This is a genomic window from Croceicoccus pelagius, from assembly GCF_001661915.1.
Taxonomy (GTDB): domain Bacteria; phylum Pseudomonadota; class Alphaproteobacteria; order Sphingomonadales; family Sphingomonadaceae; genus Croceicoccus; species Croceicoccus pelagius.
This window is the reverse complement of sequence record NZ_LYWY01000040.1, coordinates 253,619-276,215: the sequence shown is the minus strand read 5'-3', so window position 1 is coordinate 276,215 and position 22,597 is coordinate 253,619. Positions and strand designations below refer to the sequence as shown.

Genomic DNA, 22,597 nt, shown 5'->3' with positions numbered 1-22,597 from the left:
CCGTTCCTACAATCGCCCCATGCGCTGCCATACTGCAAGATAGAGTTAACAACGAATGCCGGAAATCGGCCCCGAAATGCTGATCGACTTGCGCCGCCGCCTGCTGGAACGGGCGGGCGAGGAAGGCTTCGTCGCGGCCGGAATTGCCGATGCGGGGACCGATCCTGTGCGCGCGTCGCGGCTTGGCGAATGGCTGGATGATGGCCGCCACGGCTCGATGCAGTGGATGGAAGACCGCAAGGACCAGCGCGCCGCGCCGCAAGTCCTGTGGGAGGACGCGCAGCGGGTGATTGCGCTAGGCATGAGCTATGCGCCAGCCCACGACCCACTGGCCCTGGCGGATGAGGGTGGGGTGGGTCGAATCTCGGTCTATGCACAGGGACGCGATTATCACGATGTCGTGAAGAAGGCGCTGAAGCGGCTGGCCCGCTGGCTAGTCGAGGAAGCGCGCAAGATCGGCATCGAAGCGGGGGTGAAAGTCTTCGTCGATACCGCGCCGGTGATGGAAAAGCCGCTTGGCGAGGCGGCTGGCATCGGCTGGCAGGGCAAGCACTCGAACCTCGTTAGTCGCACCCAGGGCTCTTGGCTGTTCCTCGGCGCGATCTATACGACGCTGCCGCTGGAGATCGACGAGCCGCACGCGGACCGTTGCGGTTCGTGCACCCGTTGTCTCGACGCCTGTCCGACCGATGCCTTTCCGAGTCCGCGCGTGGTCGATGCGCGGCGGTGCATTTCCTACCTGACCATCGAGCACAAGGGCCCGATCCCGCACGAATTCCGCGAAGCGATGGGGAACAGGATCTACGGCTGCGACGATTGCCTTGCGGTCTGCCCGTGGAACAGCTTTGCGGCCCAGGCGGCGGCGAACATGGCGTTCCTGCCGCGCGCGGAACTGACCGCACCGCATCTGTCCGAACTTCTGTCGCTGGACGATGCGGGGTTCCGCTCGCTGTTTTCCGGCTCGCCGATCAAGCGGATCGGGCGAGACCGGTTCGTGCGCAATTGCCTGATCGCGGCGGGCAACAGCGGGGATGCGGCGCTTCGCGGTCGGGTCGGGGCCTTGCTGAAAGACCCCGACCCGACCGTTGCCGAAGCGGCGGAATGGGCTTTCGCCCGGCTTTAGGCTGTCGCCATTTCCTTGAGCGCGACCGTATCGTCGGCCAGCACGTCGCGGTCGATCATCGCGCGGCCTTCGACCAGCTTCTTGCCCTGCACATAGTCCTTGATCTTGTTGACGCAATCGAGCGCGATGATCCGGCCTTCCTTCAGGTAGATGACCGAAAAGCTGCGATCGTCGGGATTGCCGCGCAGCACCGTTTCGTCGTGACCGATCGACAGGCCCACGGTCTGAAGCTTCAGGTCATACTGGTTCGACCAAAACCACGGCGTCGCATGGTAGGGCTGTTTCTCGCCTGCGATCTTCATCGCGACGGTCTTGGCCATGTCGTTGGCATTCTGCACCGATTCAAGCCGAATGACCGCGCCATCGGCGAAGGCGTTGGCGTGGGCCGCACAGTCGCCGATCGCATAGACGTCGTCGAGCGTGGTGCGGCAATATTCGTCAACGTCGACGCCGTTCGCACCCGCTGCGCCCGCGACTATCAGAGGTCCGATGCTGGGCACGATACCGATACCGACGATGACCATGTCCGCTTCGACGATACTGCCGTCGGCCAGCTTCACGCCGGTCACCTTCTCGCCGTCGCCCTCGATGCAGTCGACGCCGGTTTCGAGACGCAGATCCACGCCGTGCGAACGGTGTTCGTTTTCATAGAAGCGCGACAGTTCCTCACCCGCGACGCGGGCCAGCACGCGGTCGAGCATTTCGAGCAGCACCACTTCGATGCCCAGCTTGCGCAGTACCGCAGCCGCCTCCAGCCCGATATAGCCGCCACCGACGATAACGGCCTTTTTCGCGCCCGCGTCGATTTCGGCCATCATCCGGTCCACGTCGGCGCGCGTGCGCACGGCATGGACGCCCTTGAGGTCCGCGCCAGAACACGACAGGCGGCGCGCATCGCCGCCCGCGGCCCAGATGAGGTTGGTGTAGGTGATCTCGTCCCCGCCGGTCAGCGTGGCGACCTTGCCTACAGGTTCGATCGCGACGACTTCGGTGCCGAGGCGCAGGGCCACGTCCTTGTCGGCCCAGAACTGCGGCGGGCGAATGTAAAGACGCTCGAATTCTTTTTCGCGCGCGAGGTATTCCTTGGAGAGCGGCGGACGCTCGTAAGGGGGTTCCTTTTCGCGGCCCACCATGACGATGCTGCCTTCGAAGCCCTGCTGGCGAAGCGCGACTGCTGCCGCTGCGCCGCCATGACCTGCACCCACGATGAGTACGTCGGCGTGTTCCATATTATCTCCCTCGGGTCCTTGTCCCACGCGCTATCGTCCAGCGGCGGCCGGTTCAAGTGGCAAAAACCGGGGGCGTCGGTGAAGGGGAGCGAATAGGGTGCAGGGCGGGGCGATCAGTTCGCCGGGGTGACGCTTGCCTTCATGGCATCCATCGCCAGTTCGAGCGAATAGCGCCGCGCTGCCGGATCGAACGTCGAGCCCGAAAGCACGATTTCGTCCGCGCCGGTGCGGGCGGCGAGGTCAGTGAGGGTTTCGCGCACATCCTCGCGCGTGCCGATGGCGCTGACACGGCGCAGGCCGCGAAGACCGGCAAGCAGTTGTGGCGGCAGGCTTTCGCGATAACCGGGCACTGGCGGGGGCAGCTTTCCGGGCGTGCCGGTGCGCAGCGCGATGAAGGACTGGTCCATCGAGGAGGCGATAAGCTCGGCCTCCTCGCGCGTGTCGGCGGCATAGCAATTGGCCGCGACCATGACGTGCGGCTTCTCACAGTCGGCCGACGGGCGAAAATTCTCGCGGTAGAGCGCCAGCGCCTCGTCCAGTGCGGCGGGCGCGAAGTGCGAGGCGAAAGCGTAGGGCAGGCCAAGCAGGGCGGCGAGCTGTGCGCCGAACAGGCTGGAGCCGAGGATCCACATCTGGATGTTCGCGCCCCTGCCGGGAACGGCCTGAAGCGGGGTGCTGCCATCGCCCGACAGCAGCGCGCGCAGTTCGGTCACATCCTGTGGGAAGCGTTCGGCGGCGGAGTGCAGATCCTTGCGCAGCATCTGCCCGATCCGCGAATCCGCACCCGGCGCGCGGCCAAGGCCGAGGTCGATACGGCCCGGGAACAGCGCATCCAGCGTGCCGAACTGCTCCGCGATCACCAGCGGGCTGTGATTGGGAAGCATGATGCCGCCCGAACCGATGCGAATCGTCGATGTCGCGTTGCCGACATGGGCAAGGCAGACCGCGACGGCGGAACTGGCAATGCCGGGCATGCCGTGATGCTCCGCCATCCAGAACCGGTGACAGCCGAGGTCTTCGGCCAGCCGTGCATAGTCCGCAGTATCGGCGAGCGACCGCGCTGCGGTGCCGCCCTCGGGGATCGAGACGAAATCGAGAACCGACAGCTTCATGCCGAGACCTCCGCGATGGTGGAGAGAAGGAGCGCGATATCGGAATCGCGCGAGAGGCGGTGGTCGCCGTCCTTGATGATCTGCAATCGAACGTCCTGCGATGTCAGCGCGTCCGAGATCTTTAGCGACAGTTCCCACGGAACGTCGGGATCGCGCTGCCCTTGAAGTATGCGAACCGGGCACGTCACGGCGATACCGCGAGACAGCATCCGGTGCCGGAACGAATCGTTATGGAACGCGGGATGATAGGGCGTCGGTTCGGGTCCGTAGATATTGTCCTCGAACCAGACCTCGCCCTTATCGAGCGCGGCCTTCTGATCCGCCGAATATCCCCAGTCGGTGAAGTCGGGCGCAGGCGCGATGCCGACCAGCGCCTTCAGCGCATCCGGCCCGGCGCGTTCCGACAATGCCTCCGCCACAAGAAACATCAGCCAGCCGCCCATGGAGGAGCCGACGATGACGACGGGCCTGTCGGCCGTGCCCGCTCCCGCGTGGTCGATCAGCGCCAGTACCTCGTCCCGCCAGCGGGTCAGCGTCCCGTCGGCAAAATCCCCCTCGCTTTCGCCGCAGCCAGAATAGTCGAGCAGCAAACAGGCCTGCCCGCGCGCCATGGCATCGGCCATCGCTGCCGTCGCCTTGCCGCCTGCCATGTCGGACATATAGCCCGGCAGGAACACGATCAGCGGTCCGGTGCCCGGCGCATGGCGATAGGCGAGCGCCAGCCCTTCTGCCGAGGTGAAGTGCCGGATTGCGGGAAGGTCTGCTTCGGTCATGACCGCCTATCTAGGAACGGCGGGCGCGATTGGAACCGCAGGCAGGGCCGAGCTGTGCGTCAGAAGAAGCTGAATTCCTCGGTGTCGGGGTCTTTCTCGCACGCTTCCTGCAGCGCGGTGAACTCGGCATCGGTCAGCGCGGGCTTGTAGCGTTTGCCCTTCACGACCGCATTGCGGAACGCCTCTTCACGCTCTGCCGGCATTGGGTGACTGGCGACCCAGCCCACCCATTCGGGGGAATCCCCGCTTTCGTCCTTCAGGTATTCGAAGAACTCTGCCGTTCCGGCGGGCGATATGTCCGCGGCGGCAAGCTGCTTGCGCGAAAACGCGTCCGCCTCACGCTCCGCCTCGCGCGAATAGCTCATCGATGCAATGCCGAAGATCGAACTGCCGAGATCGGAATTGATCCCGCCCAAAAGAACCGAAAGCCCGAACTGACGCAGCAGGGCCTGCATCACGTGCCGTTCGCGCACGTGGCCGATTTCGTGCGCGACGACACCGGCCAGTTCGTCCGCGCTTTCCGCTTCCTGCAGCAGCCCGTCGAAGATCAGCACCTGCCCGCCGGGAAGTGCGACGGCGTTGATCATGTCGACATTGGCGATACCCACGCGGGTCACAGGGCGTTCTGGGTCGAGTTCGTCGACCAGTTTGGCGAGCGCGGCGTCCGCCTGAGGCGTGTGACACAGCCGGTTGCCCAGATCGCCGATCATGGCATCGCCCATCTTCCGCTCCCAACTGGCGGGAACGCGCGGGCCGAGCCAGGTCGGCGCGGTCATGACGATCGCGATCAGTACGGCGCTGATTCCGGCGAAAAGCGCCGCCGCCTTGGGCAGGCCCAGGCGATCGATCCACTTGCCGAATTTCTGACCGCTGGGCAGGCGCTGCGCGAGGTCTTCGGGGACGGTGCCGGTGAACGAGAGGCGGAACCCGTCGTCGGCCTTGCGCGAATAGGACCCGTCCATCACCCCGCGCTCGACGAAAATGAGGTCGTCTATCGCGACTTCCATCAGTTCGCCGTCATGGGCGCGCAGCAGAAGGGTGTCGCCGCCGCTCCACTCCACCAGCCCCTCGTGCCGGCGGGCGCTGTAGCCGTCGTACCAGAACGCGGGGATTTCGCTCCGTTCGAACATGGCGATCAGATCGCCCCCATGTCGAACGCATCGAGCAGGCCTTCACCGTGGCGGGCACGTTTGGTGGTCGACTGCGTCAGATCGTCGACGTTGACTTCGCCATAGGCCTGCATGTGCGTCACGAAAAACTTCCAGTGGCGGTAGCCGAGGAAGACGAACCCGATGCCGAGCGTGAGGATGACAAGCGCGACGTCACCAAGGCCCAGCTTGATCCAGTCCTTGGTCCTGGCATCGAACTCGAACTCCAGATCGCCCAGAGCCATGTGGCCCACGACCACACGGTAGAACTTGGCGAAATAAACCAGCCAGATGAAGCCGAGCACGAAGTAGAACAGGAAAAGCGCGACGACGACCGCGGCGACAAATCCGATCGGCGGTTCTTCAGGATCGAACCCGCCGGCACCGTCGAAGTCCACCGCGAAACCCAGCGCGATGGCGAACATCGCGGCCGCGGCGACGAGGATCGCGAGAAACGGACTGAAATAGAACAGCAGGTACCGCTTCATCAGCGGCGAGAAATCCGCGCTGCAGGTAAAGTCCATGGGCCCGAAGCTCATCGAGCGCCAGCGCTCGTTCCACAAGGACACCATCGCCCATGGCACGCCGAGGCCGAAGGCGAGGTAACCCAGCGTCGTCTTCCACATGTAGGACCAGCCGTAGCGGAAGCCATTGTCGTTGCTGCCGCCGCGAATGCCGCGCCAGTTGGTGCGGCCGAGCCGATAGCGGATGGCGCGGAAGCGGGCGACGCCCATGAGATAGAACAGCGCCAGAAGCGGCACGACGAACAGCGCCACGCCGATCGCGGTCTGCCCGCGCATGATCATCGCCTGCGAGACTTGCGTCATCACGATATAGGGGATGACGAACGCCAACAGGACGACGATGCCGCCAAGGAACAGCTCAAGCCCCGTGCCGGTCCATTCCAGCCGCTCGTCGATGAAGCGCGTCCTGCTCCACAAGTAACGTCTTTCGCGCGCCTTGGCCCAGAAACGGTAGATGCCGAGCGTGACGATGATCAGCAGCAGGTTGGTGAAGGCGATCGGCGCGAATTCGCGCCAGGTTCCGTGAAAACCGAAGGCGGATTCCGCCTGTTCTTCGTCCATGTTGTTCTTGCGACCCCTGAATAATCCCGCGTCCATCGTTCCCAGCGCGTTGCAGGGAAGTCAAGACGCGGGCGTTTCTTGTCAGCGGGGCATGAAGATTTCCTCAATCGGGAGGCCGAAGACCTCCGCGATCCGGAACGCGAGCGGCAGGGATGGATCGTATTTGCCGGTCTCGATTGCGTTCACGCTTTGCCGCGAAACCTCCAGCCGGTCGGCCAGTGCCTGCTGGCTCCAGTCACGCTCTGCGCGCAGGACCTTGAGCCGGTTCTTCACCGCGGGCACCCGGTGTCGGTGCCAAAGGCGAAGCGGTTGACGATGGTACCGATCATCAGGCCTGCGCACCAGATCGGAAAGACGAAGAAGATCGGGATGCGCGGGACGGTGGTATAAAGCTCGACCATGCCCCACACGCTGGTAAGGCCGAGCGTGACGCCGGTGGCGACGATGAACTTGCGCACCTCGAGCATACGCATGAATTCGTCATCCAGTTCGACCAGAAGGCGGCCCATCGCCCATATCCAGCCGATGACGGCGATACCGGGCAGGAGCGCGAGCGCCACGAAAAGCGGCGTCGGCTCCGCATCGTCGGGCACGAAGCGCGACGTCAGAAAGACCGCCAGCAGGTATGCCGCCGTCAGCACGAGGTGACGGCGGAAGTACCGCTTGTAGGCAGGAGTGCGCGTAGGCTTGTTCATTTCGATCAGGCCCGACGCAAGCCGCAGGCCGAGCGGCCGCGACCCGCAACAGCAAGCGCAGGGGCGAACAGCAAGGCGGCACTGGCCGAACCCGAGGGCAGGATTTCGAGCACGTCGAGCACGGCAACGGCGATGACGAGACCGCCGAGGAAGATGGCATGACCGGTTCTCATGATAGCAAGCTCCTTTGACCTTATGTAAAGTGACATTTACATTTTGTCTGGTGTAGTGTCAAGGAACATTGACATGTCACGGTATCGCGGATGTGCGGTGCGATTGACGCGGCGGCCATGGGGCGCAAAGGTGGCTGTTCCTCTCGGATCCACACGCATGAAGCACTCTGCCGACTACCCGCTTGCCAGCCGCCCGATCATGGGCTTTGCCGACGAATATCCGGCCGGCATGCTGGACCCTCGGCACAGCCATTCGCGCTCGCAGCTGACTTACTGCAATTCGGGCGTGATGATGGTTTCGGCGGACGAGGCGCTGTTCATGCTGCCTCCGCGCCGCGCGATCTGGATTCCGGCGGGGACCGAACACGAAGTGCAATGCCGCGGGCCGGTGTCTGCCTACACGCTCTACATCGATCCAGAACTTGACCCCGATCCGCAGACCGCCCGCGTGATCGAAGTGTCGGACCTTGTCCGCGCGCTGGTTTTCGAGGTCGGTCAGTTCGAGCCGACTTACGACATGGACGCGCGCGAGGGGAACATCGCCCGCCTTCTGCTATCCGAAATCCGCCGCATGGCGGTGACGCCCAGCGATCTGCCCATGCCGCAGGACGAACGCCTGCTGCGCGTGTGCCAAGCCCTGATCGACAACCCTGCCGACCAACGCGATCTCGACTCATGGGCATCGCTTGCCGCGATGGGGCGGCGTACTTTCACCCGCGCATTCCGGCGCGAAACGGGCGCGGGGCTGGCGACCTGGCGACAGCAGGTCCGTCTGATGGCGGCAATCCCGATGCTGGAGGCGGGAAAGTCGGTGGCCGTCGTCGCCTTCGAAGTCGGTTACGAGAGCCCGAGCGCTTTTACCGCGACCTTCCACAAGGTCTTCGGCATGCCGCCCAGCGCCTTCATCAATCAGCCGCGCGAGGACGAGGCGGGCTGAACCAGAAGCGTATCGGTTCGCCTTCTCCGGGCCAGATCGGGGCCAGCGTGCCAGCATCGTAAAGCCGCCCGCCTTTCATGACTTCAGAAAGGCTGAGCGTGTTGGCGATGTCGAGGCGGGGGTCCTTTTCGAGGATCACGAGATCGGCAAGCTTGTCCGCTTCCAAAGAGCCAAGATCCGCCGAGCGCCCGATCGTTCGCGCGCCCCCGATGGTGGCCGCGGTCAGGATTTCCTCGGGCGTCATGCCTCCCATCGCGTGGGCCTGCATCTCCCAGTGCGTGCCGAGCCCCGGTACTTCGCCATGCGCGCCGATGGCGACCAGCCCGCCTGCGCGCGCGACTTTGGCGAGGCTGGCCGCGACGGTCGGGAAGTTGAAGCCTGCATCGTCGACCCATTCGCGCTGGAAGAACTTCTGATCGCGGAACCAGCCTGGGGCGAGCCGCGCGTATTTCACGTCGCCATGCGGCGCCTTGCGCGTGATGAACCAGTCCTGCGCCGGATATCCTCCGTGGGTGATCTGCAGCGTGAGGTCGTAGCTCGTCCCGCTGCGCGCCAGAAGCTGCACGACATCGTCGTATAGCGCGGGCGGCGGGATCGCGTGTTCGTTGCCCGAATAGCCGTCGATGATCTGCGACAGGTCGAGCTTCATCGCCAGCGCGCCCTCTGTTGTCGGCTGTAGCCCGAGCGCGAGCGATTCTTCCGCGATCCACTGGCGCACCCGGCGATTGCCCGAACGGTACATCTTGATGTTCGAGAGGCGGTAGTGATCGCGGTAGCGGGTCAGCACGTTGCGAACTTCATTGCGCGAGCGGAAGTCGTTGAACGAGAAGATCGCCGTGCCGGTCGAGAATATGCGCGAGCCCGTGGTCAGCCCCGCGTCGATTGCATCCTGATAGGCGAGCATGTCGATCGTCAGCGTCGAGGGGTCGAACGCAGTCGTCACGCCATAGGCGAGGTTCGCAGCCGGCCCCCAAGGCTTGAAGTCGAGCACGTCGCGGCGAATGTCGGCGACGTGGTCGTGCACGTCGATGAAGCCGGGGGTGACGAAGCGGCCTGCGATATCGCGGCGCTCGGTCCCTGCGGGAACGGCAATCGAGCCACGCGGTCCGATGGCTGCGATGCGGTCGTTCTCGATCAGGATATCGGCATTTTCGATCGTGCCTTGCGGCCCCATCGTGATCGCGGTCGCGCCGGTCAGCAGGATACGGCCTTGCGGAATGTCGCGGGGCAGGGTGACGTCGACCTTCGCGCTGGCGACCGGGCCGCCGTCCACGTCCCGCGAAAAGACTGTCGAGCCGACCGACCAGAACACGCGGCGCCCATCGTCCGACCAGCCGAAATAGTCTGCGCCGACATCGCTCAACTGCTCGTTCTGGTTCGAAGTCAGCGAGACGGTGCCGTCTTCGGGGATCCGGACGAGGTGAACCTGCTGTGCGATCTGGGCCAGCGCGTGGCGGCCATCGGGGCTGACGCGAATGTCGTCGGCCTGCGCAGGGCCTTCGGCGAAGTACCAGTTCGGGCCTTGGACCGAGACCAGCCGCTGGCCGTCCGACACGCGATAGACACTGTCGGGACGGTTCACGAGCAGGGTGCCGTCGGCCAGAAAATGTGGGGTGCCGCCGATGGAGCCGCTGGCGAGCACTTTGCCGGTGGAGAGGTTCACAAGCTCCGCCTCGCGGAATTGGCCGAACTCGACATAGCTCGCCAGCCTGTCGCCGGTGGAGGAGCGGACCGCCAGAACGCTGCCGTCAGGTGCCTCGACGGGGTGCGTGTAGAACGCGTCGAGATCGGTCAGGCGGTTGGCTTTGCCGTTGGAAAGATCGATCTTCCAGACATGGCCGCCGTCATCTGCGGTCCAGCTGACGAGATAGAGGGTTTGCCCGTCGCGCGACCATGACGGGTGGAACTGAGGCGGCAGGTCGGGTGCCACGATAACCGGAGCGCCGCCTGCGAGGGGCATCGTATAGACCTTGCCCAGCGCGCTGAAGGCAACAGTCGACCCGTCAGGCGACAGAGCAGGTGCCTGGATGATCCGCGCATGGACCGGCCCGGTCCCGACCCGCGTCGGTGCGCGGGTCAGTGGGCCCAGCTCGGCCTCTACTTGCGCCGTGAACGGCACGACCGCGCTTGCCCCGTCCATGAGCGCAACGCGTCGCAGCTTGCCGCCTTGCGAATAGATGATCGCTTTGTCGTCGGGCGTGAAGCTGAACCCCGGGGCCGCATCGCTCCAGTACGAAGCCTGCAGCGAATCCATGTCGAGCACGGCCAGATCACGCTCCTTGCCCGAGGCGAGGTCATGCACGCGCAGCACCGTCGTGCCCGGCCTGCGCTGAACATAGGCGAGCGTCTTGCCGTCGTGCGAGAGGATGGGCCGAAACGCGCTCGACTGCACCTTGCCCAGACGGACGTCGCCCACCGCCTTTACCAGTAGTTCGACCTCGCCGCTGGCAAGGTCGCGGCGCACGATCCGCCACTCGATCGGTTCGGCAAGATCCAGCCCGCCTTCGTGCGCGGCATAGTAGAGCCACTTGCCATCGCGCGAGGCGACCGCGCCCATCGCGTGCCGCAAGGTTTCGCTGCCCTCGACACGGTTCCCGACCACCACTTCGCCCAGCGGGTCTCCGTCCAGGTCAAAGCGCCAGAGTGCATAGGCATTCCGGTCGGGCCGATAGCGCGAGAGGTAAATCGCCTTGCCGTCCGCGCTCCACGCAGGCGAGGTGAAGATCGGGTCGTCATCGTAGAGTGAGACCTGCCGCGCGCCGCTGCCGTCGGGGCGGATCAGCCAGAGGTTCTCCGCGCCCGACCGGTCGGACAGGAACGCGATCCATTTTCCGTCGGGCGAGAACACGGGCTGCGTGTCCATCGCCATGCCGCGCGTGATGGCGCGGGCCGTGCCGCCCTTGGCGGGCAGGGTGTAGAGATCGCCCAGCATGCCAAAGACGATCGTCGTGCCATCGGACGACAGGTCGGGCTGGAGCGCGGTGCCTTCGTCAACCGTGAATGCGATCTCGCGCGCAGGCTGCATCGGCAGGGTCTGGCCCGGCCTGGCCATGGGGGTCGGTGCAAGCCCGCTGGGGGGATGGGCCGGTACCGCCCCTGTGCCAGTCGTTCGCTCTGGCGGGTGTGCCGGTCCGTCAGAGAGGGCAATGCCAGGCCAGGCAGCGAGGAGGCCAGCAAGAGAGAGCGCCAGCCTCCGGGTTCTGTTCAATTCAAGTCTCCGGGGGTGTGTCAGAACTTGTAGGTGGCAGTGCCGATGACCTGGCGACCGGCCCCAAAGTTGCAGTTGAACGTGGCGGCGCAGCGCGCGACGTATTTCTTGTCGAACACGTTGGACCCGTTGACCGCGAAACGCCAGTTCGGCGTGTCGTAGTGCACGATCGCGTCGAACAGCGTCGCGCTATCGCTCGTGTAGACCACCGGCTCGAAGAAGCTGGGCAGGGCGCCTGCGCTGCCATCGGTATAGCGAACGCCTGCGCCGAATCCGAAACCGGCAAGGGCGCCGCGCTGGAAGGTGTAGTCGGCGAAAAGCGAGACCTTGTGCTTGGGCGTCACCGGAAGCGGTGCGCCGATTTCGTCGGCGTTGTTACTGTCGGTGATTTCGCTGTCGGTATAGCTGTAGGCACCGTTGATCGCGAGCTGTTCGCGGATGCGGGCGACGAACTCCAGCTCGCCGCCGGTAACTTTCACCGCGCCGATCTGCTCGCCAAAGACGGGCAGGGCCGGACCGGAGAGCGTGGCGACGACGTTCTTCTGCTTGATCTGGTAGATCGCGGCGGTTGCAAACAGGTCGATGTCTTCGGACAGTCCGCGCGCATCGTACTTGATGCCGCCTTCGATCTGCTTGCCCGTCGTGGGTGTGAAGGCATCGCCGGTCACCGCGTCACCGCCCAGCACCGGCTCGAAGCTGGTGGCATAGGAGATGTAGGGCACGAAACCGCCTTCGGTGACGTAGCTTGCACCGGCGCGATACGTGAACTTCTTCGACTTCTGTTCGGTGCGGTCATAGTCGCCTTCGACCGGAGTGAACGGGGCGATGTAGTCGCTCTTCACCCAGTCGTAGCGGCCCGAAAGCAGCAGTCGCAGGCCGCCAAGCGCGATCTGGTCCTGCGCATAGACGCCGGTCTGGCGCAGGCGCTGTTCGTTGTAGCGGGTGGCGAGTTCCGGCGTGTCGTAAGGCGCACCGACGCCATAGACCGGATCGTAAAGGTCGATGTTGCTGGCAAAGCCGAAGCCATAGGCCGCGAAGTTGCGCACGTTGCGATAGTCGAGACCGGCTAGCAGGGTGTGCTCGACATCGCCGGTATAGACCTTGGCGTCGAGGCGATTGTCGATGGCGAAGCTCTGAACGTTCTCGGCATAGGGAAAGCTCGACCGGCCGACGGTCCGCATATCGGCATCGGCGAAGTACGAGCCGTAGATGATCTGCTGATATTCGTCGTAGTCCGACCACTTGGCGTTGATCGTCGCGCCAGCATCGTCGCTGAACTCGTGCGCGAGTTCGAAGCCGAGGCCCCACTGCTTGCGCTCGTACCGGTTGTAGTCGGGCTCTCCCAGATTGGTGCCGCGGCCGATCTCGCCGTTCGGATTGTCGAGCAGGGTGCCGGCGGCAGGCAGGAAGCCGTTCGTGTCGCCGCGGGTTTCGTCGTACTGATAGTAACCGAGGCCGGTCAGCGTCGTGGCCGGTCCGATGTGCACGGTGGCGGCAGGTGCGATGTAGAAACGTTCCGCCTCCACGCCGTCACGCTCCGCCTCGCGGTCGCGGTAAAGCGCGGTCAGGCGAAGGTCGAGCATCTCGTTCGCAGCGCCCGTAAACGTGGTCGCGACCTGCTTGTAGTCGTCGGTACCGTACTTCAGCGCGATCTCGCCGTTGAACTCGCTTTCGGGGCGGCGGCTGGTCTGGTTGTAGATGCCGCCCGGGGGCGAGTTGCCGTAAAGAACCGAGGCCGGACCCTTCAGGATGTCGAGGCTTTCGAAAGCGTAGAGATCGACGCCGCTCGAAAAGATCGTGGTGGTGACAGGTGTCGCCAGACCATCGATGAACTGCTTGGGCGTGAAGCCGCGGATCTGGATGAAGTCGAAGCGAAGGTCGGGGCCGTAGTTCTCGCCCGTGGCGCCCGCGACATAGCGCACGGCCTGCTGCGCATCGATGAAGTTCAGAAGGTCGATCTGATCGCGGCTGACCACGCTGACCGACTGGGGCGTTTCAACGAGAGGGATGTTGCTCTTGGTCGCCGTTACGCTGCCTTCGGGGACGTAGGCGTCGGCGGTGACGATGATGACCCGCTCACCGTCTTCCATCGTCTCGACCGTTTCGAGACGGCTCTGGTCCGTCGCGTTTTGCGCAAGGGCGGGGGCGGCGGCTGCGAGAAGCGGCAGGGCGATGGCCGCTTTGGCGCATCCTGCGGCGAGACGGTTGGAGTAGGTCATGACTTCCCCTTTCGCTGAGCGGGCGTCCGCCGATCCGATACGGCCGCCAATTATTTCGCTTCTGCAACATAACCACAGCTTGATACGGCCCGTTCGCGTGGTTGGGCCATTGATCGTTGCGAAACGGCCACGTGATGTTGCTTGATTGATCTGTGTGACGAATGCGCCACTATAGCTATTGATAGTCGTTTGCAACAGTGAAGACTTGTCCCTATGGCGATAAAGAGCGGCCCGTCAGGTCGTGGCTCTCGCTGCGTCTTTCGATAGGCTGCGTCGGGGAAACTGGCGGCCGCTTGGCCGCTTCGACGGGCGCGAACGGAAAGGACAGTACGGACGATGCGGGCATTCCTGCTTCAGGTGCATCGCTATTGCGGGCTGGCCTGCCTGCTGTTCCTGTCGCTTGCGGCGCTGACCGGATGCGTCCTTGTCTTTCGCGGCCCGATCGACCGAGCGCTCAATGCCGATCTTTATGCCGCGCCTGCTGCTCAGGGCATGTCGTCAGCCGACAATGTCGCTGCCGTCGATGCCTGGGCGCAGCGCAATCCTCGAATACAGGTGCTCGGCTTCCCGCTGATTACCGAGCCGGGCCGTTCGATCCCGGTCGAGGTCGGCGCAAAGCCCGGCGAAATCGCGCCCGCTTATGACGAAGTATTCCTCACGCCCGTCAGCGGCGAGGTCGTCGGCACGCGCGACAGGGCGCCTGCGATGACCCGCCACGGCTTCGTGAACGGCGTTGCCGAATTCCACTTCGACCTGCTGGCAGGCACGTGGGGCCGCTGGTTGCTGGGCGCGGTCGCGGCGCTGTGGTTCGTGCTCTCGCTCGTCGGGCTTTACCTCACGTTTCCCGAGCGCGGCGCGTTCTGGAAGCAGTGGCGGCGCAACTGGCAATTCCGCCGGTCGAGCGCGACGCCGCGTCTCCTGCTCGACCTGCACCGGGCGAGCGGACTCTGGCTTTTGCCTTTTATCCTGCTGCTTGCCGCGACATCGGTCGCGCTCAATTTCTGGGGCGAGTTCTATGCGCCGACGGTCACAGCGATCTCCCCGCTCGAGCACGACCTGTTCGACGAGGACCCGCCCTATCCCGAAGGCGCGACCGCGAAGCTGACTTTTGCAGAAGCCCTGCCGTTTGCCGAGTCCCATGCCCGTGAGGTCGGCCTGGAGTGGGAGCCGGCGCGAATGCTCTACATGCCCGACTGGAACATGTACGGCGTGAAATTCTCGCCCGATGGCGTGCTGTCCTATGAAAAGCTCGGCCCCGTCGATCACTACTTCGACGCCGACAACGGCCAGTGGCGCCACCAGGTCGATCCCTACAACGATACGGCCGGTCTTGTGATGATCCGCGTCGCCTATCCGCTTCACAGCGGCGAGATCTTTGGCTTCGCCAGCCTGCTGATCGTCTTCGTGCTGGGCCTGGTCACGTTCGGCCAGTCGGCGACCGGCCTCTACTTATGGCTCAAGAAACGTCGCTCGCGCGTCGCGCAGCGCAGGCGGCAGCGCGCACAGAAGGAAGTCCGTGCATGAACGAGAACACGGCCCTTCCCGGTAGCGACATCGACCCCGACATCCGCAAATTCGTTCGCATCGCGAACGAGGCCTATGCGCGCCTGTCGGAAGGCGAAGACCTCACCATCCCCCGTATGCGCGAGATCGCCGAGGAGGTACGCGCACCATGGCGCGCTGGCGGGCCGGAAATGGCCGACACGTCCGAATTCCGAATAGGTCCTTCGCTGATCCGTGTGCGCCACTACCGGCCCGTCGTCGCCGATCGCCTGCCGGTCCTGATCTACATCCACGGCGGCGGCTGGACGAACTTCAGCCTCGATACGCATGACCGGCTGATGCGTGAATATGCCGCGCGCAGCGGGGGCGCAGTGCTGGGCATCGACTATAGTCTCTCGCCCGAAAACCCCTTCCCCCGCGCGCTCGAGGAGCTGGCCGAGGTTCTGCAATGGATCGCGGTAAGTGGTGAGAGGGTCGGCATCGACCCTGCCCGCGTCGCCGTAGGCGGCGACAGCGCAGGTGCGAACCTGTCGCTGGCCGTCTCGATGCTGGCCCGCGATCGCGGACTCCCGATGCCGCGCGCTATGCTGCTGAACTACGGCGCGTTCGATGAAACCCGCCGCGCCAGCCATGACCGTTACGGCAGTGACGCCTATATGCTGACGCCGGACGAAATGGACTGGTTCTGGCGCAACTATCGCGGGGAAGAGCGCGGGCCCGATCCGCTGGCGACCCCGCTCCACGGCGAATTCCACGACCTCCCGCCCGCATTCCTGTGCATCGCCGAATGCGACATCCTTGCCGACGAGAACATGGTCGTCGCCGAAAAGCTGATGGCCGCGGGAAGCGACGTGACAGCAAAAGTCTACGCCGGTGCAACGCACAGTTTCCTCGAGGCGATGAGCATTTCGCCGCTTGCCGAACGCGCGCTGGATGAGGCGTCGGATTGGCTGAAGGCGGTCTGGTCGCAATGAATAGCGCTTTTGAAGCGATCGGTCCGCGCGATGTCGCGAGCCTCGTCGATGCCATGCCGCTATGCTGGATCGTCCCGGTATCCGATCCGGCGTCGTGCATGCTGATGCCGGTCGTGATCGAGCGGGACGGGGAGGGCGAGCCTGTCTCGTTTCTCGGCCACTTGCCGCGCCGCGCGCCGACCACCGCGACCCTGAATGCCGACGGGCGGGCGCTGTTCCTCGTGCTCGGACCGAACCGGTACATGAGCCCCGCCATGGTCGGGCGCGACGACTGGGGACCGACGTGGAACTTCGCATCGGCCCGCATTACCGCGCGCACGGTCTTCGACGAGGGTATGACACGCCCCGCGATCGAGGCGCTGACGCGGCACATGGAAGGCCCGGACGGCTGGACGACGGACGGTCTTGCCAGCCGCATCGACGACCTGCTTGCCCGCGTCATCGGATATCGCGCCACGATCGACCGGATGGAGCCGCGCTTCAAGCTGGGGCAGGACGAGGCGCCGGAAGACTTTGCCGCGATGCTGGGCGCGATGGGCGATCACCCGCTGACCGACTGGATGCACCGCTACTGGCCGAAAAGCGCAGGCTGACCGACTGGACGGCGGCGCTGGCCGTGCTAGTCATCCTTTCGTGACCGATCCATCCGACATCGCCTGCATCCTCCTCGCGGCCGGGGAAGGGCGGCGTTTCGGGGGCGGGAAACTGCTCGCGCCGCTGGATGGCAAGCCGCTCGGCCTCCATACTGCCGCGACGCTGAAGGAAATCCCGTTTGCCGCGCACATCGCGGTTTCCGGTGCCAATGCACCCGACTTCGCTGGTCTCGGCTTCGAGATTGTTGCCCCCGATGCCGACGAGCCGGCGCTCTCGGCTTCGATAGCCGCCGGGGTGGCAGCGGTTGCGGATCGCGACATCGCTGGCGTGCTGATCGCGCTTGCCGACATGCCCTGCGTGCCCGCCGCGCATATCCATGCGCTGATCGCGGCTTTCGAGGGCGAGCCCGTTGCCACGATTGTCGAGGGCAGGCCGCAGCCACCGGCGCTCTTCGGGATGAGACAGTACAGCGACTTGCGCGCACTGTCAGGCGATCGCGGTGCGCAATCCTTGCTGCGCCATGCAAGAGCTCTGGAACTTTCCGCCGCTGAAGCGTTCGATGTGGACACTCCGGCAGATCTGGAAACCCTGCGGACCACATCCTTAAAAGCAAAGCCCTCCCTGGGAGACGATTGACATGACAGGCCCCACAGCGAGCATCCCGACCGTCGATGTCAGCTTTACCGTCAATGGCGAGCAGCAGACGCTGATCCTCGACACGCGGACCAGCCTTCTTGATGCGTTGCGCGAACACCTCCATCTCACCGGTACCAAGAAGGGCTGCGATCATGGGCAGTGCGGCGCCTGCACGGTCCTGGTGAACGGTCGGCGGGTCAATTCCTGTCTCTCGCTTGCCGCGATGCACGACGGGGACGAGGTGACGACCATCGAGGGTCTCGGCTCGCCCGAGGACATGCACCCGATGCAGGCCGCTTTCGTTAAACACGACGGGATGCAGTGCGGCTATTGCACACCGGGCCAGATCTGTTCGGCCGTCGCGGTGCTGGCCGAACTGTCCGAAGGCCGTGCCAGCCACGTTACCGATGACCTTTCTGCCCCGGCGCTGACCGACATGGAACTGCGCGAGCGGATGAGCGGGAATCTTTGCCGCTGCGCTGCCTATCCCAACATTATCGACGCCATCTGCGAAGTCGCGGGAGAGAGCGCATGAAGGCTTTCACTTACGACCGCGTGACGAGCGCGGATGAAGCGCTGGCCGCCGGTGCGGGCGCGAGTTTCGTGGCGGGCGGGACCAACCTGCTTGACCACATGAAACTGCAGATCGTGACGCCGGACCGGCTGGTCGACCTGAATCGTGCGGGGATGGATACGATCGAGCCGACGGCTCAAGGCGGGCTGAGGATCGGGGCGCTGGTGCGCAATTCCGATCTTGCCGCTGACAGCCGGATCATCGCCGATTATGCCGTGCTCGCCCGCGCAATCCTTGCCGGCGCATCGGGCCAGATCCGCAACCGCGCCACGACTGCCGGCAACCTCATGCAGCGCACGCGTTGCCCCTATTTTTACGACACCGCGCTCGCCTGCAACAAGCGCGATCCGGGGTCGGGCTGCTCCGCGCAGGACGGGCACAGCCGCACGCTTGCCGTCATCGGGACGAGCGATCTGTGCCTGTGCCAGAACCCCGGCGACATGGCCGTGGCGCTGCGCGTTCTGGACGCAGGGGTCGAAGTCGCAGCACCCGGCGGCGGGACGCGCACCATACCGATTGCGGAGTTCCACCAGCTCCCCGGTGATACGCTACCCGTCAGGGAATTCGCTTTAGAGCCGGGTGAACTGATCATCGCGGTCGTCCTGCCGCCGCCTGCGGGCGGTACGCACTATTACCGCAAGGTGCGCGACCGTTCGTCCTATGCCTTCGCACTGGTTTCGGTCGCCGCCGTGATCCAGCCCGACGGAACGGGTCGCATCGCGCTGGGCGGCGTCGCGCCGCGTCCTTGGGCGAGCGAAGGTGCCGATGCGGCCATTCCGCACGGCGCAAAGGCCGTTGCCGCCGCCCTGTTCGAAGGCGCGCGTCCGCAGGAGGATAACGCGTTCAAGATCGATCTCGCCACGCGGACCATTGCCGCCGTGCTCGCCGAAGCGAAGGAGGCCCGCGCATGAAGTTCGATGCACCCATGGGCGACACGCCCATCGACACCGGCCGCGTCGTCGGTCGACCTCACGCCCGCGTCGACGGTCCGCTGAAGACCACGGGCCGGGCGACTTATGCCGCCGAATGGCACGACGGCCTCCCCGGCCTGCTGCACGGGTTCATTATCCCGGCTACCATCGCCAAGGGCACGGTGACCGCAATCGACACCGCAAAGGCAAAGAGCGCGGCTGGCGTCGTAGATGTCCTGACGTTCGAGAATTTCGACATCAACGGCACGGCCAACGGCAAGACCGTGAAGCTCGTCGGCGGGCCGCAGGTTCAGCACTACCACCAGGCGCTCGGCGTCGTGATCGCCGAGACGTTCGAGGCAGCGCGTGGCGCTGCCGCTCTGGTGGAAGTGGATTACGAGGCCGAGGCCGGCGCGTTCAGCCTCGACGGCGTGCGCGCCGATGCAAAAGTCTGCGGTGCGTTCGGCGGCCCGGGCGAAACGCGGGTTGGCGATTTCGAAGCGGCTTTCGAAGCTGCCGAAGTGCAGTTCGACCAGGAATACCGCACGGCGGCCCACTCGCCCGCGATGATCGAGCCTTTTGCCAGCATCGCGCAGTGGGAAGGAGATGGTCTGACGCTCTGGACCGCGAACCAGATGATCGCGACAACGCGCAGCAGCATGGCCTCGATGCTGCAAATCGACGAGAGCCGGGTCCGCGTCCTCTCGCCCTATATCGGCGGTGGTTTCGGGGCGAAGCTCTGGGCGCATGCCGACGCGATCCTTGCCGCTCTTGCTGCGCGCAAGACGGGGCGTCCGGTGAAAGTCGTGATGCCGCGCGGGCTCATCTTCAACAACACGATCAACCGGCCCGAAACGATCCAGCGGCTGCGCATCGGCACGCGCGCCGACGGTAAGATCGAGGCGTTCGGTCATGAAGGGTGGAGCGGCAATGTCGAGGGCGGCAATCCCGAATCGACCGTGCTGTCCAGCCGATCGGTCTATGCGGGACCGAACCGTTTGATGGCCGATCACATGGGCCACCTCGACTTGCCCGAAGGCAATGCGATGCGGGCGCCCGGTGATGCGGTCGGTTCGATCGCGGTCGAGATCGCGATGGACGAACTGGCCGAAAAACTCGGGCTCGACCCCATTGAATTGCGCGTCATGAACGACAGTCAGGTCGATCCCAGCCAGCCGAAAAAGACGTTCTCGAACCGCCATCTCGTACGTTGCCTGCAGGACGGGGCCGAACGGTTCGGCTGGAGCGGGCGGCAGGCGCCGGGCACGCGGCGCGAGGGCAAGTGGCTCGTGGGCATGGGCGTCGCCACCGCCTACCGCGCGGCCCTGCGCAGTGCATCGGGCGCGGCGGTCCGGTTGGAGACCAACGGGCGCATTACGGTCGAAACCGATATGACCGACATCGGTACCGGCAGCTACACGATCCTTGCCCAGACGGCAGGTGAAATGCTGGGCGTCCCGGTCGACCGCGTGGACGTTCGCCTTGGCGATTCCGCATTTCCGAAATCGGCAGGTTCGGGCGGCCAGTGGGGTGCCTCCAGTTCGACTTCGGGCCTCTATGTCGCCTGCGTCAACTTGCGCCGCGAGATCGCGCAGCGTCTCTCGCTTGATGAGGAGCGGGCCGAGTTCGAGGACGGCGAAGTCCGGTCGGGCAACCGCGTCTGTTCGCTGCTCGACGCGGTGGCGGACGGGCCGGTATCGGCCGAAGGCAAGATCGACTTCGGGCAAAGCGATACTCATGCCTTCGGCACGTTCGGCGCGCATTTCGTGGAAGTGGGCGTGGACAGCTACACCGGCGAAGTCCGCGTGCGCCGGATGCTGGCGGTATGTTCGGCAGGGCGCATCCTCAATCCCGTTTCCGCGCGCTCGCAAGTCATCGGCGCGATGACGATGGGTGTTGGCGCTGCGCTGTCGGAAAAGCTGGTGGTCGACGAACGCTATGGCTGTTTCATCAACCACGACCTCGCGTTTTATGAAGTGCCGGTCCATGCCGATATCCCGCACCAGGACTGCGTGTTCCTGGACGACGTCGATCCGCACGGCAATCCGATGAAGGCGCACGGCGTGGGCGAACTGGGCCTGTGCGGTGTTGGCGGCGCGATCGCGAATGCTGTCTATAACGCCACCGGCCATCGCCTGCGCAAGGTACCGATGGTGGTTGAAGACATCCTCGCGGGCTTGCCCGACCCGGTATGATGGCAATGTGGGTGAAGGGCATTCCCGGCGGGAATGGTGGGCGCGGCAAGGATTGAACTTGCGACCCCACCCGTGTGAAGGGTGTGCTCTACCACTGAGCTACGCGCCCGTTCGCGGGTATCTCGCGGGGAGTGAATCGCCCCCGTCCGCCAACAGAGGCGCGCCTTTGCCAGAGCGCGCAGCGATTGACAAGCGCGTGCTTGAGATTAGAGGCCGCAGACCATGAGCGAAGACGAAAACACGCCCGTAGAGAACGCCGAAACCGCAGCCGAAGTCGCGCCCGCCGCGAACGACGTGCCCCCCGATCGGTTGGCCATCAACCCGCGCAGCGCGCATTTCGATGCCGATAAGCTGCGCCGCGGCGTCGGCATCCGCTTCAAGGGCACGGTCCGCACTAACATCGAGGAATACTGCATTTCCGAAGGTTGGGTTCGCGTCCAGGCTGGCAAGTCTATGGACCGCAAGGGCAACCCGCTGACCATCAAGCTGAACGGCCCGGTCGAGGCGTGGTACGAAGACCTCGGCGACGAAGCGCCCATCGCCAAGGCCTGACGAAACGGCGTGCCGCCTGCAATCGCGCAGGTGGTCGCCATCAGGCTGGAAGCAACTGGTTGCGCTTGCGGCGCACGATCCGGGTCAGCCAATTCCGAAAAGCCTGCACGCGCGCCAGCTGGTGTGTGTCCTTGTGCGTCACCAGCCAGAAGCTGCCGGTAATGCGATTATCGGGCAGCACCGGTTCGAGCGCGGGGTCCTGATCCCCGATAAAGCAAGGCAGCACGCCCATCCCCGCGCCCGCCGCGATCAGGCGGTGCTGCGCGTTGATGCTGGTGGACCTGAGGCTCGGCTCCAGATCGGGGTGCAGGCGGCTCAGGTAGCGTAGCTCAGGCGCAAACAGCAGGTCAGGGACATAGCCGACCAGCCTGCGGTGGCGCGCCAAGTCCTCGATTTTCTCCGGACGCCCGTGCGACGCGAGATAGGCGGGCGATGCGTAAAGCCGCAGCGCGTAATCCGACAGCTTGCCCGCCATCAGTGGCCCTGCGCGCGGGCGGGAAAGGACGATGGCGACGTCCGCCTCGCGCTTGGACGGGCTCAGGAAGCCGCTCGACATCGCGAGGTCGATGATGAGGCGCGGGTGACTCTCGGTAAAGTCGGTGAGGTTGTCGGCGATGAACCATGATCCGAACCCTTCGGACATCGAAACCCGCAGCGTGCCCACCGGTCCTTCGCCCGCCCCTGCGCCTTCGCCGATGCGGCCCGCCGCACGCTCCATCCCTTCGACTTCGGCGAGGATCGCTTCGCCAGCCTCAGTCAGAACCTGTCCCTGACGCGTCTGTTCAAAGAGGGTACGCCCCAGCCGCGATTCCAGCCGCCGCAGACGCCTGCCCATCGTCGTCGCGTCGACGCCGACCGCAGCTGCAGCACGGCTCAGCTGCCCGGTACGTGCGATTGCGAGGAAATCCTGCAGGTCGTTCCAGTTGATCGGTTGCATTGAAAGAACCCGTCTCTCT

At 64.8% G+C, this 22,597-nt stretch carries 21 protein-coding genes and 1 tRNA gene; 10 read left to right on the top strand and 12 right to left on the bottom strand.

Annotated features, from left to right (window positions below; translation table 11 throughout):
- Positions 1–76: 76 nt before the first annotated feature.
- Positions 77–1,123 (top strand): tRNA epoxyqueuosine(34) reductase QueG, encoded by a 1,047-nt coding sequence (gene queG / locus A9D15_RS15515; protein ID WP_066766995.1) that lies wholly within the window; start codon positions 77–79, stop codon positions 1,121–1,123.
- Here the strand turns inward: queG and A9D15_RS15510 are convergent.
- The 8 genes from A9D15_RS15510 to A9D15_RS16665 all read right to left on the bottom strand — a co-directional run bounded on the left by A9D15_RS15510 (position 1,120) and on the right by A9D15_RS16665 (position 7,338).
- Positions 1,120–2,352, bottom strand: a complete 1,233-nt coding sequence (locus A9D15_RS15510) for an NAD(P)/FAD-dependent oxidoreductase (RefSeq protein WP_066766690.1) — start codon at positions 2,350–2,352, stop codon at positions 1,120–1,122. The two genes, queG and A9D15_RS15510, sit on opposite strands and share 4 nt — an antisense overlap.
- A gap of 113 nt (positions 2,353–2,465) precedes the next feature.
- Positions 2,466–3,464: an LLM class flavin-dependent oxidoreductase gene (locus A9D15_RS15505; RefSeq protein WP_066766686.1), complete on the bottom strand. Its 999-nt coding sequence runs from the start codon at positions 3,462–3,464 to the stop codon at positions 2,466–2,468.
- Positions 3,461–4,237 carry an alpha/beta fold hydrolase gene (locus A9D15_RS15500; RefSeq protein WP_066766683.1) on the bottom strand — a complete coding sequence of 259 codons (777 nt, stop codon included), beginning with the start codon at positions 4,235–4,237 and terminating at the stop codon, positions 3,461–3,463. Before A9D15_RS15500 ends, A9D15_RS15505 begins: the two co-directional genes overlap by 4 nt.
- A 59-nt stretch (positions 4,238–4,296) precedes the next feature.
- Complete coding sequence (locus A9D15_RS15495; protein ID WP_066766681.1) at positions 4,297–5,367, bottom strand: M48 family metallopeptidase; 1,071 nt, start codon at positions 5,365–5,367, stop codon at positions 4,297–4,299.
- A 5-nt stretch (positions 5,368–5,372) separates the two neighbouring features.
- Positions 5,373–6,470 (bottom strand): YjgN family protein, encoded by a 1,098-nt coding sequence (locus A9D15_RS15490; protein WP_066766679.1) that lies wholly within the window; start codon positions 6,468–6,470, stop codon positions 5,373–5,375.
- Between the two features lie 81 nt (positions 6,471–6,551).
- Positions 6,552–6,743 (bottom strand): helix-turn-helix transcriptional regulator, encoded by a 192-nt coding sequence (locus A9D15_RS15485; RefSeq protein WP_066766992.1) that lies wholly within the window; start codon positions 6,741–6,743, stop codon positions 6,552–6,554.
- Positions 6,740–7,165: a hypothetical protein gene (locus A9D15_RS15480; protein WP_066766677.1), complete on the bottom strand. Its 426-nt coding sequence runs from the start codon at positions 7,163–7,165 to the stop codon at positions 6,740–6,742. Before A9D15_RS15480 ends, A9D15_RS15485 begins: the two co-directional genes overlap by 4 nt.
- A 5-nt stretch (positions 7,166–7,170) precedes the next feature.
- Positions 7,171–7,338, bottom strand: a complete 168-nt coding sequence (locus A9D15_RS16665; protein WP_156521819.1) for a hypothetical protein — start codon at positions 7,336–7,338, stop codon at positions 7,171–7,173.
- Positions 7,339–7,495: 157 nt separating this feature from the next.
- On the opposite strand from A9D15_RS16665, the gene A9D15_RS15475 reads away from it, so the two are divergent.
- Positions 7,496–8,275, top strand: coding sequence for an AraC family transcriptional regulator (locus A9D15_RS15475; protein WP_066766672.1), 780 nt, complete (start codon positions 7,496–7,498; stop codon positions 8,273–8,275).
- Here A9D15_RS15475 and A9D15_RS15470 read toward each other — a convergent pair.
- Both A9D15_RS15470 and A9D15_RS15465 read right to left on the bottom strand, forming a co-directional pair.
- On the bottom strand, positions 8,244–11,327 hold the full coding sequence (locus A9D15_RS15470; RefSeq protein WP_066766670.1) for an amidohydrolase family protein: 3,084 nt from the start codon (positions 11,325–11,327) through the stop codon (positions 8,244–8,246). The genes A9D15_RS15475 and A9D15_RS15470 overlap by 32 nt on opposite strands.
- 176 nt (positions 11,328–11,503) lie before the next feature.
- Positions 11,504–13,702: a TonB-dependent siderophore receptor gene (locus A9D15_RS15465; protein ID WP_066766668.1), complete on the bottom strand. Its 2,199-nt coding sequence runs from the start codon at positions 13,700–13,702 to the stop codon at positions 11,504–11,506.
- A 336-nt stretch (positions 13,703–14,038) separates the two neighbouring features.
- Here A9D15_RS15465 and A9D15_RS15460 point away from each other — a divergent pair, with 336 nt between their 5' ends.
- Genes A9D15_RS15460 through A9D15_RS15430 form a run of 7 tightly spaced genes read left to right on the top strand, consistent with a single transcriptional unit; the run spans position 14,039 to position 21,089 of the window.
- Positions 14,039–15,226: a PepSY-associated TM helix domain-containing protein gene (locus A9D15_RS15460; protein ID WP_066766666.1), complete on the top strand. Its 1,188-nt coding sequence runs from the start codon at positions 14,039–14,041 to the stop codon at positions 15,224–15,226.
- Positions 15,223–16,179 carry an alpha/beta hydrolase gene (locus tag A9D15_RS15455; protein ID WP_066766658.1) on the top strand — a complete coding sequence of 319 codons (957 nt, stop codon included), beginning with the start codon at positions 15,223–15,225 and terminating at the stop codon, positions 16,177–16,179. Before A9D15_RS15460 ends, A9D15_RS15455 begins: the two co-directional genes overlap by 4 nt.
- Positions 16,176–16,772, top strand: a complete 597-nt coding sequence (locus tag A9D15_RS15450; protein ID WP_066766655.1) for an FMN-binding negative transcriptional regulator — start codon at positions 16,176–16,178, stop codon at positions 16,770–16,772. Before A9D15_RS15455 ends, A9D15_RS15450 begins: the two co-directional genes overlap by 4 nt.
- Before the next feature lie 40 nt (positions 16,773–16,812).
- On the top strand, positions 16,813–17,409 hold the full coding sequence (locus A9D15_RS15445) for a nucleotidyltransferase family protein (protein WP_066766652.1): 597 nt from the start codon (positions 16,813–16,815) through the stop codon (positions 17,407–17,409).
- A 1-nt stretch (position 17,410) separates the two neighbouring features.
- Positions 17,411–17,944: a 2Fe-2S iron-sulfur cluster-binding protein gene (locus tag A9D15_RS15440; protein WP_082924531.1), complete on the top strand. Its 534-nt coding sequence runs from the start codon at positions 17,411–17,413 to the stop codon at positions 17,942–17,944.
- On the top strand, positions 17,941–18,894 hold the full coding sequence (locus tag A9D15_RS15435; protein WP_066766644.1) for an FAD binding domain-containing protein: 954 nt from the start codon (positions 17,941–17,943) through the stop codon (positions 18,892–18,894). Before A9D15_RS15440 ends, A9D15_RS15435 begins: the two co-directional genes overlap by 4 nt.
- A complete protein-coding gene (locus tag A9D15_RS15430) occupies positions 18,891–21,089 on the top strand; it encodes a xanthine dehydrogenase family protein molybdopterin-binding subunit (protein WP_066766626.1) in 2,199 nt (732 codons plus the stop codon). The genes A9D15_RS15435 and A9D15_RS15430 overlap by 4 nt, the downstream gene beginning before the upstream one ends.
- A 34-nt stretch (positions 21,090–21,123) precedes the next feature.
- Here the strand turns inward: A9D15_RS15430 and A9D15_RS15425 are convergent.
- Positions 21,124–21,198, bottom strand: a tRNA-Val gene (locus A9D15_RS15425).
- A gap of 113 nt (positions 21,199–21,311) precedes the next feature.
- On the opposite strand from A9D15_RS15425, the gene A9D15_RS15420 reads away from it, so the two are divergent.
- Positions 21,312–21,641, top strand: a complete 330-nt coding sequence (locus A9D15_RS15420; RefSeq protein WP_066766622.1) for a DUF3297 family protein — start codon at positions 21,312–21,314, stop codon at positions 21,639–21,641.
- A gap of 40 nt (positions 21,642–21,681) precedes the next feature.
- Here A9D15_RS15420 and A9D15_RS15415 read toward each other — a convergent pair whose 3' ends face one another.
- Complete coding sequence (locus A9D15_RS15415) at positions 21,682–22,578, bottom strand: LysR family transcriptional regulator (protein WP_066766620.1); 897 nt, start codon at positions 22,576–22,578, stop codon at positions 21,682–21,684.
- Positions 22,579–22,597 lie beyond the last annotated feature (19 nt).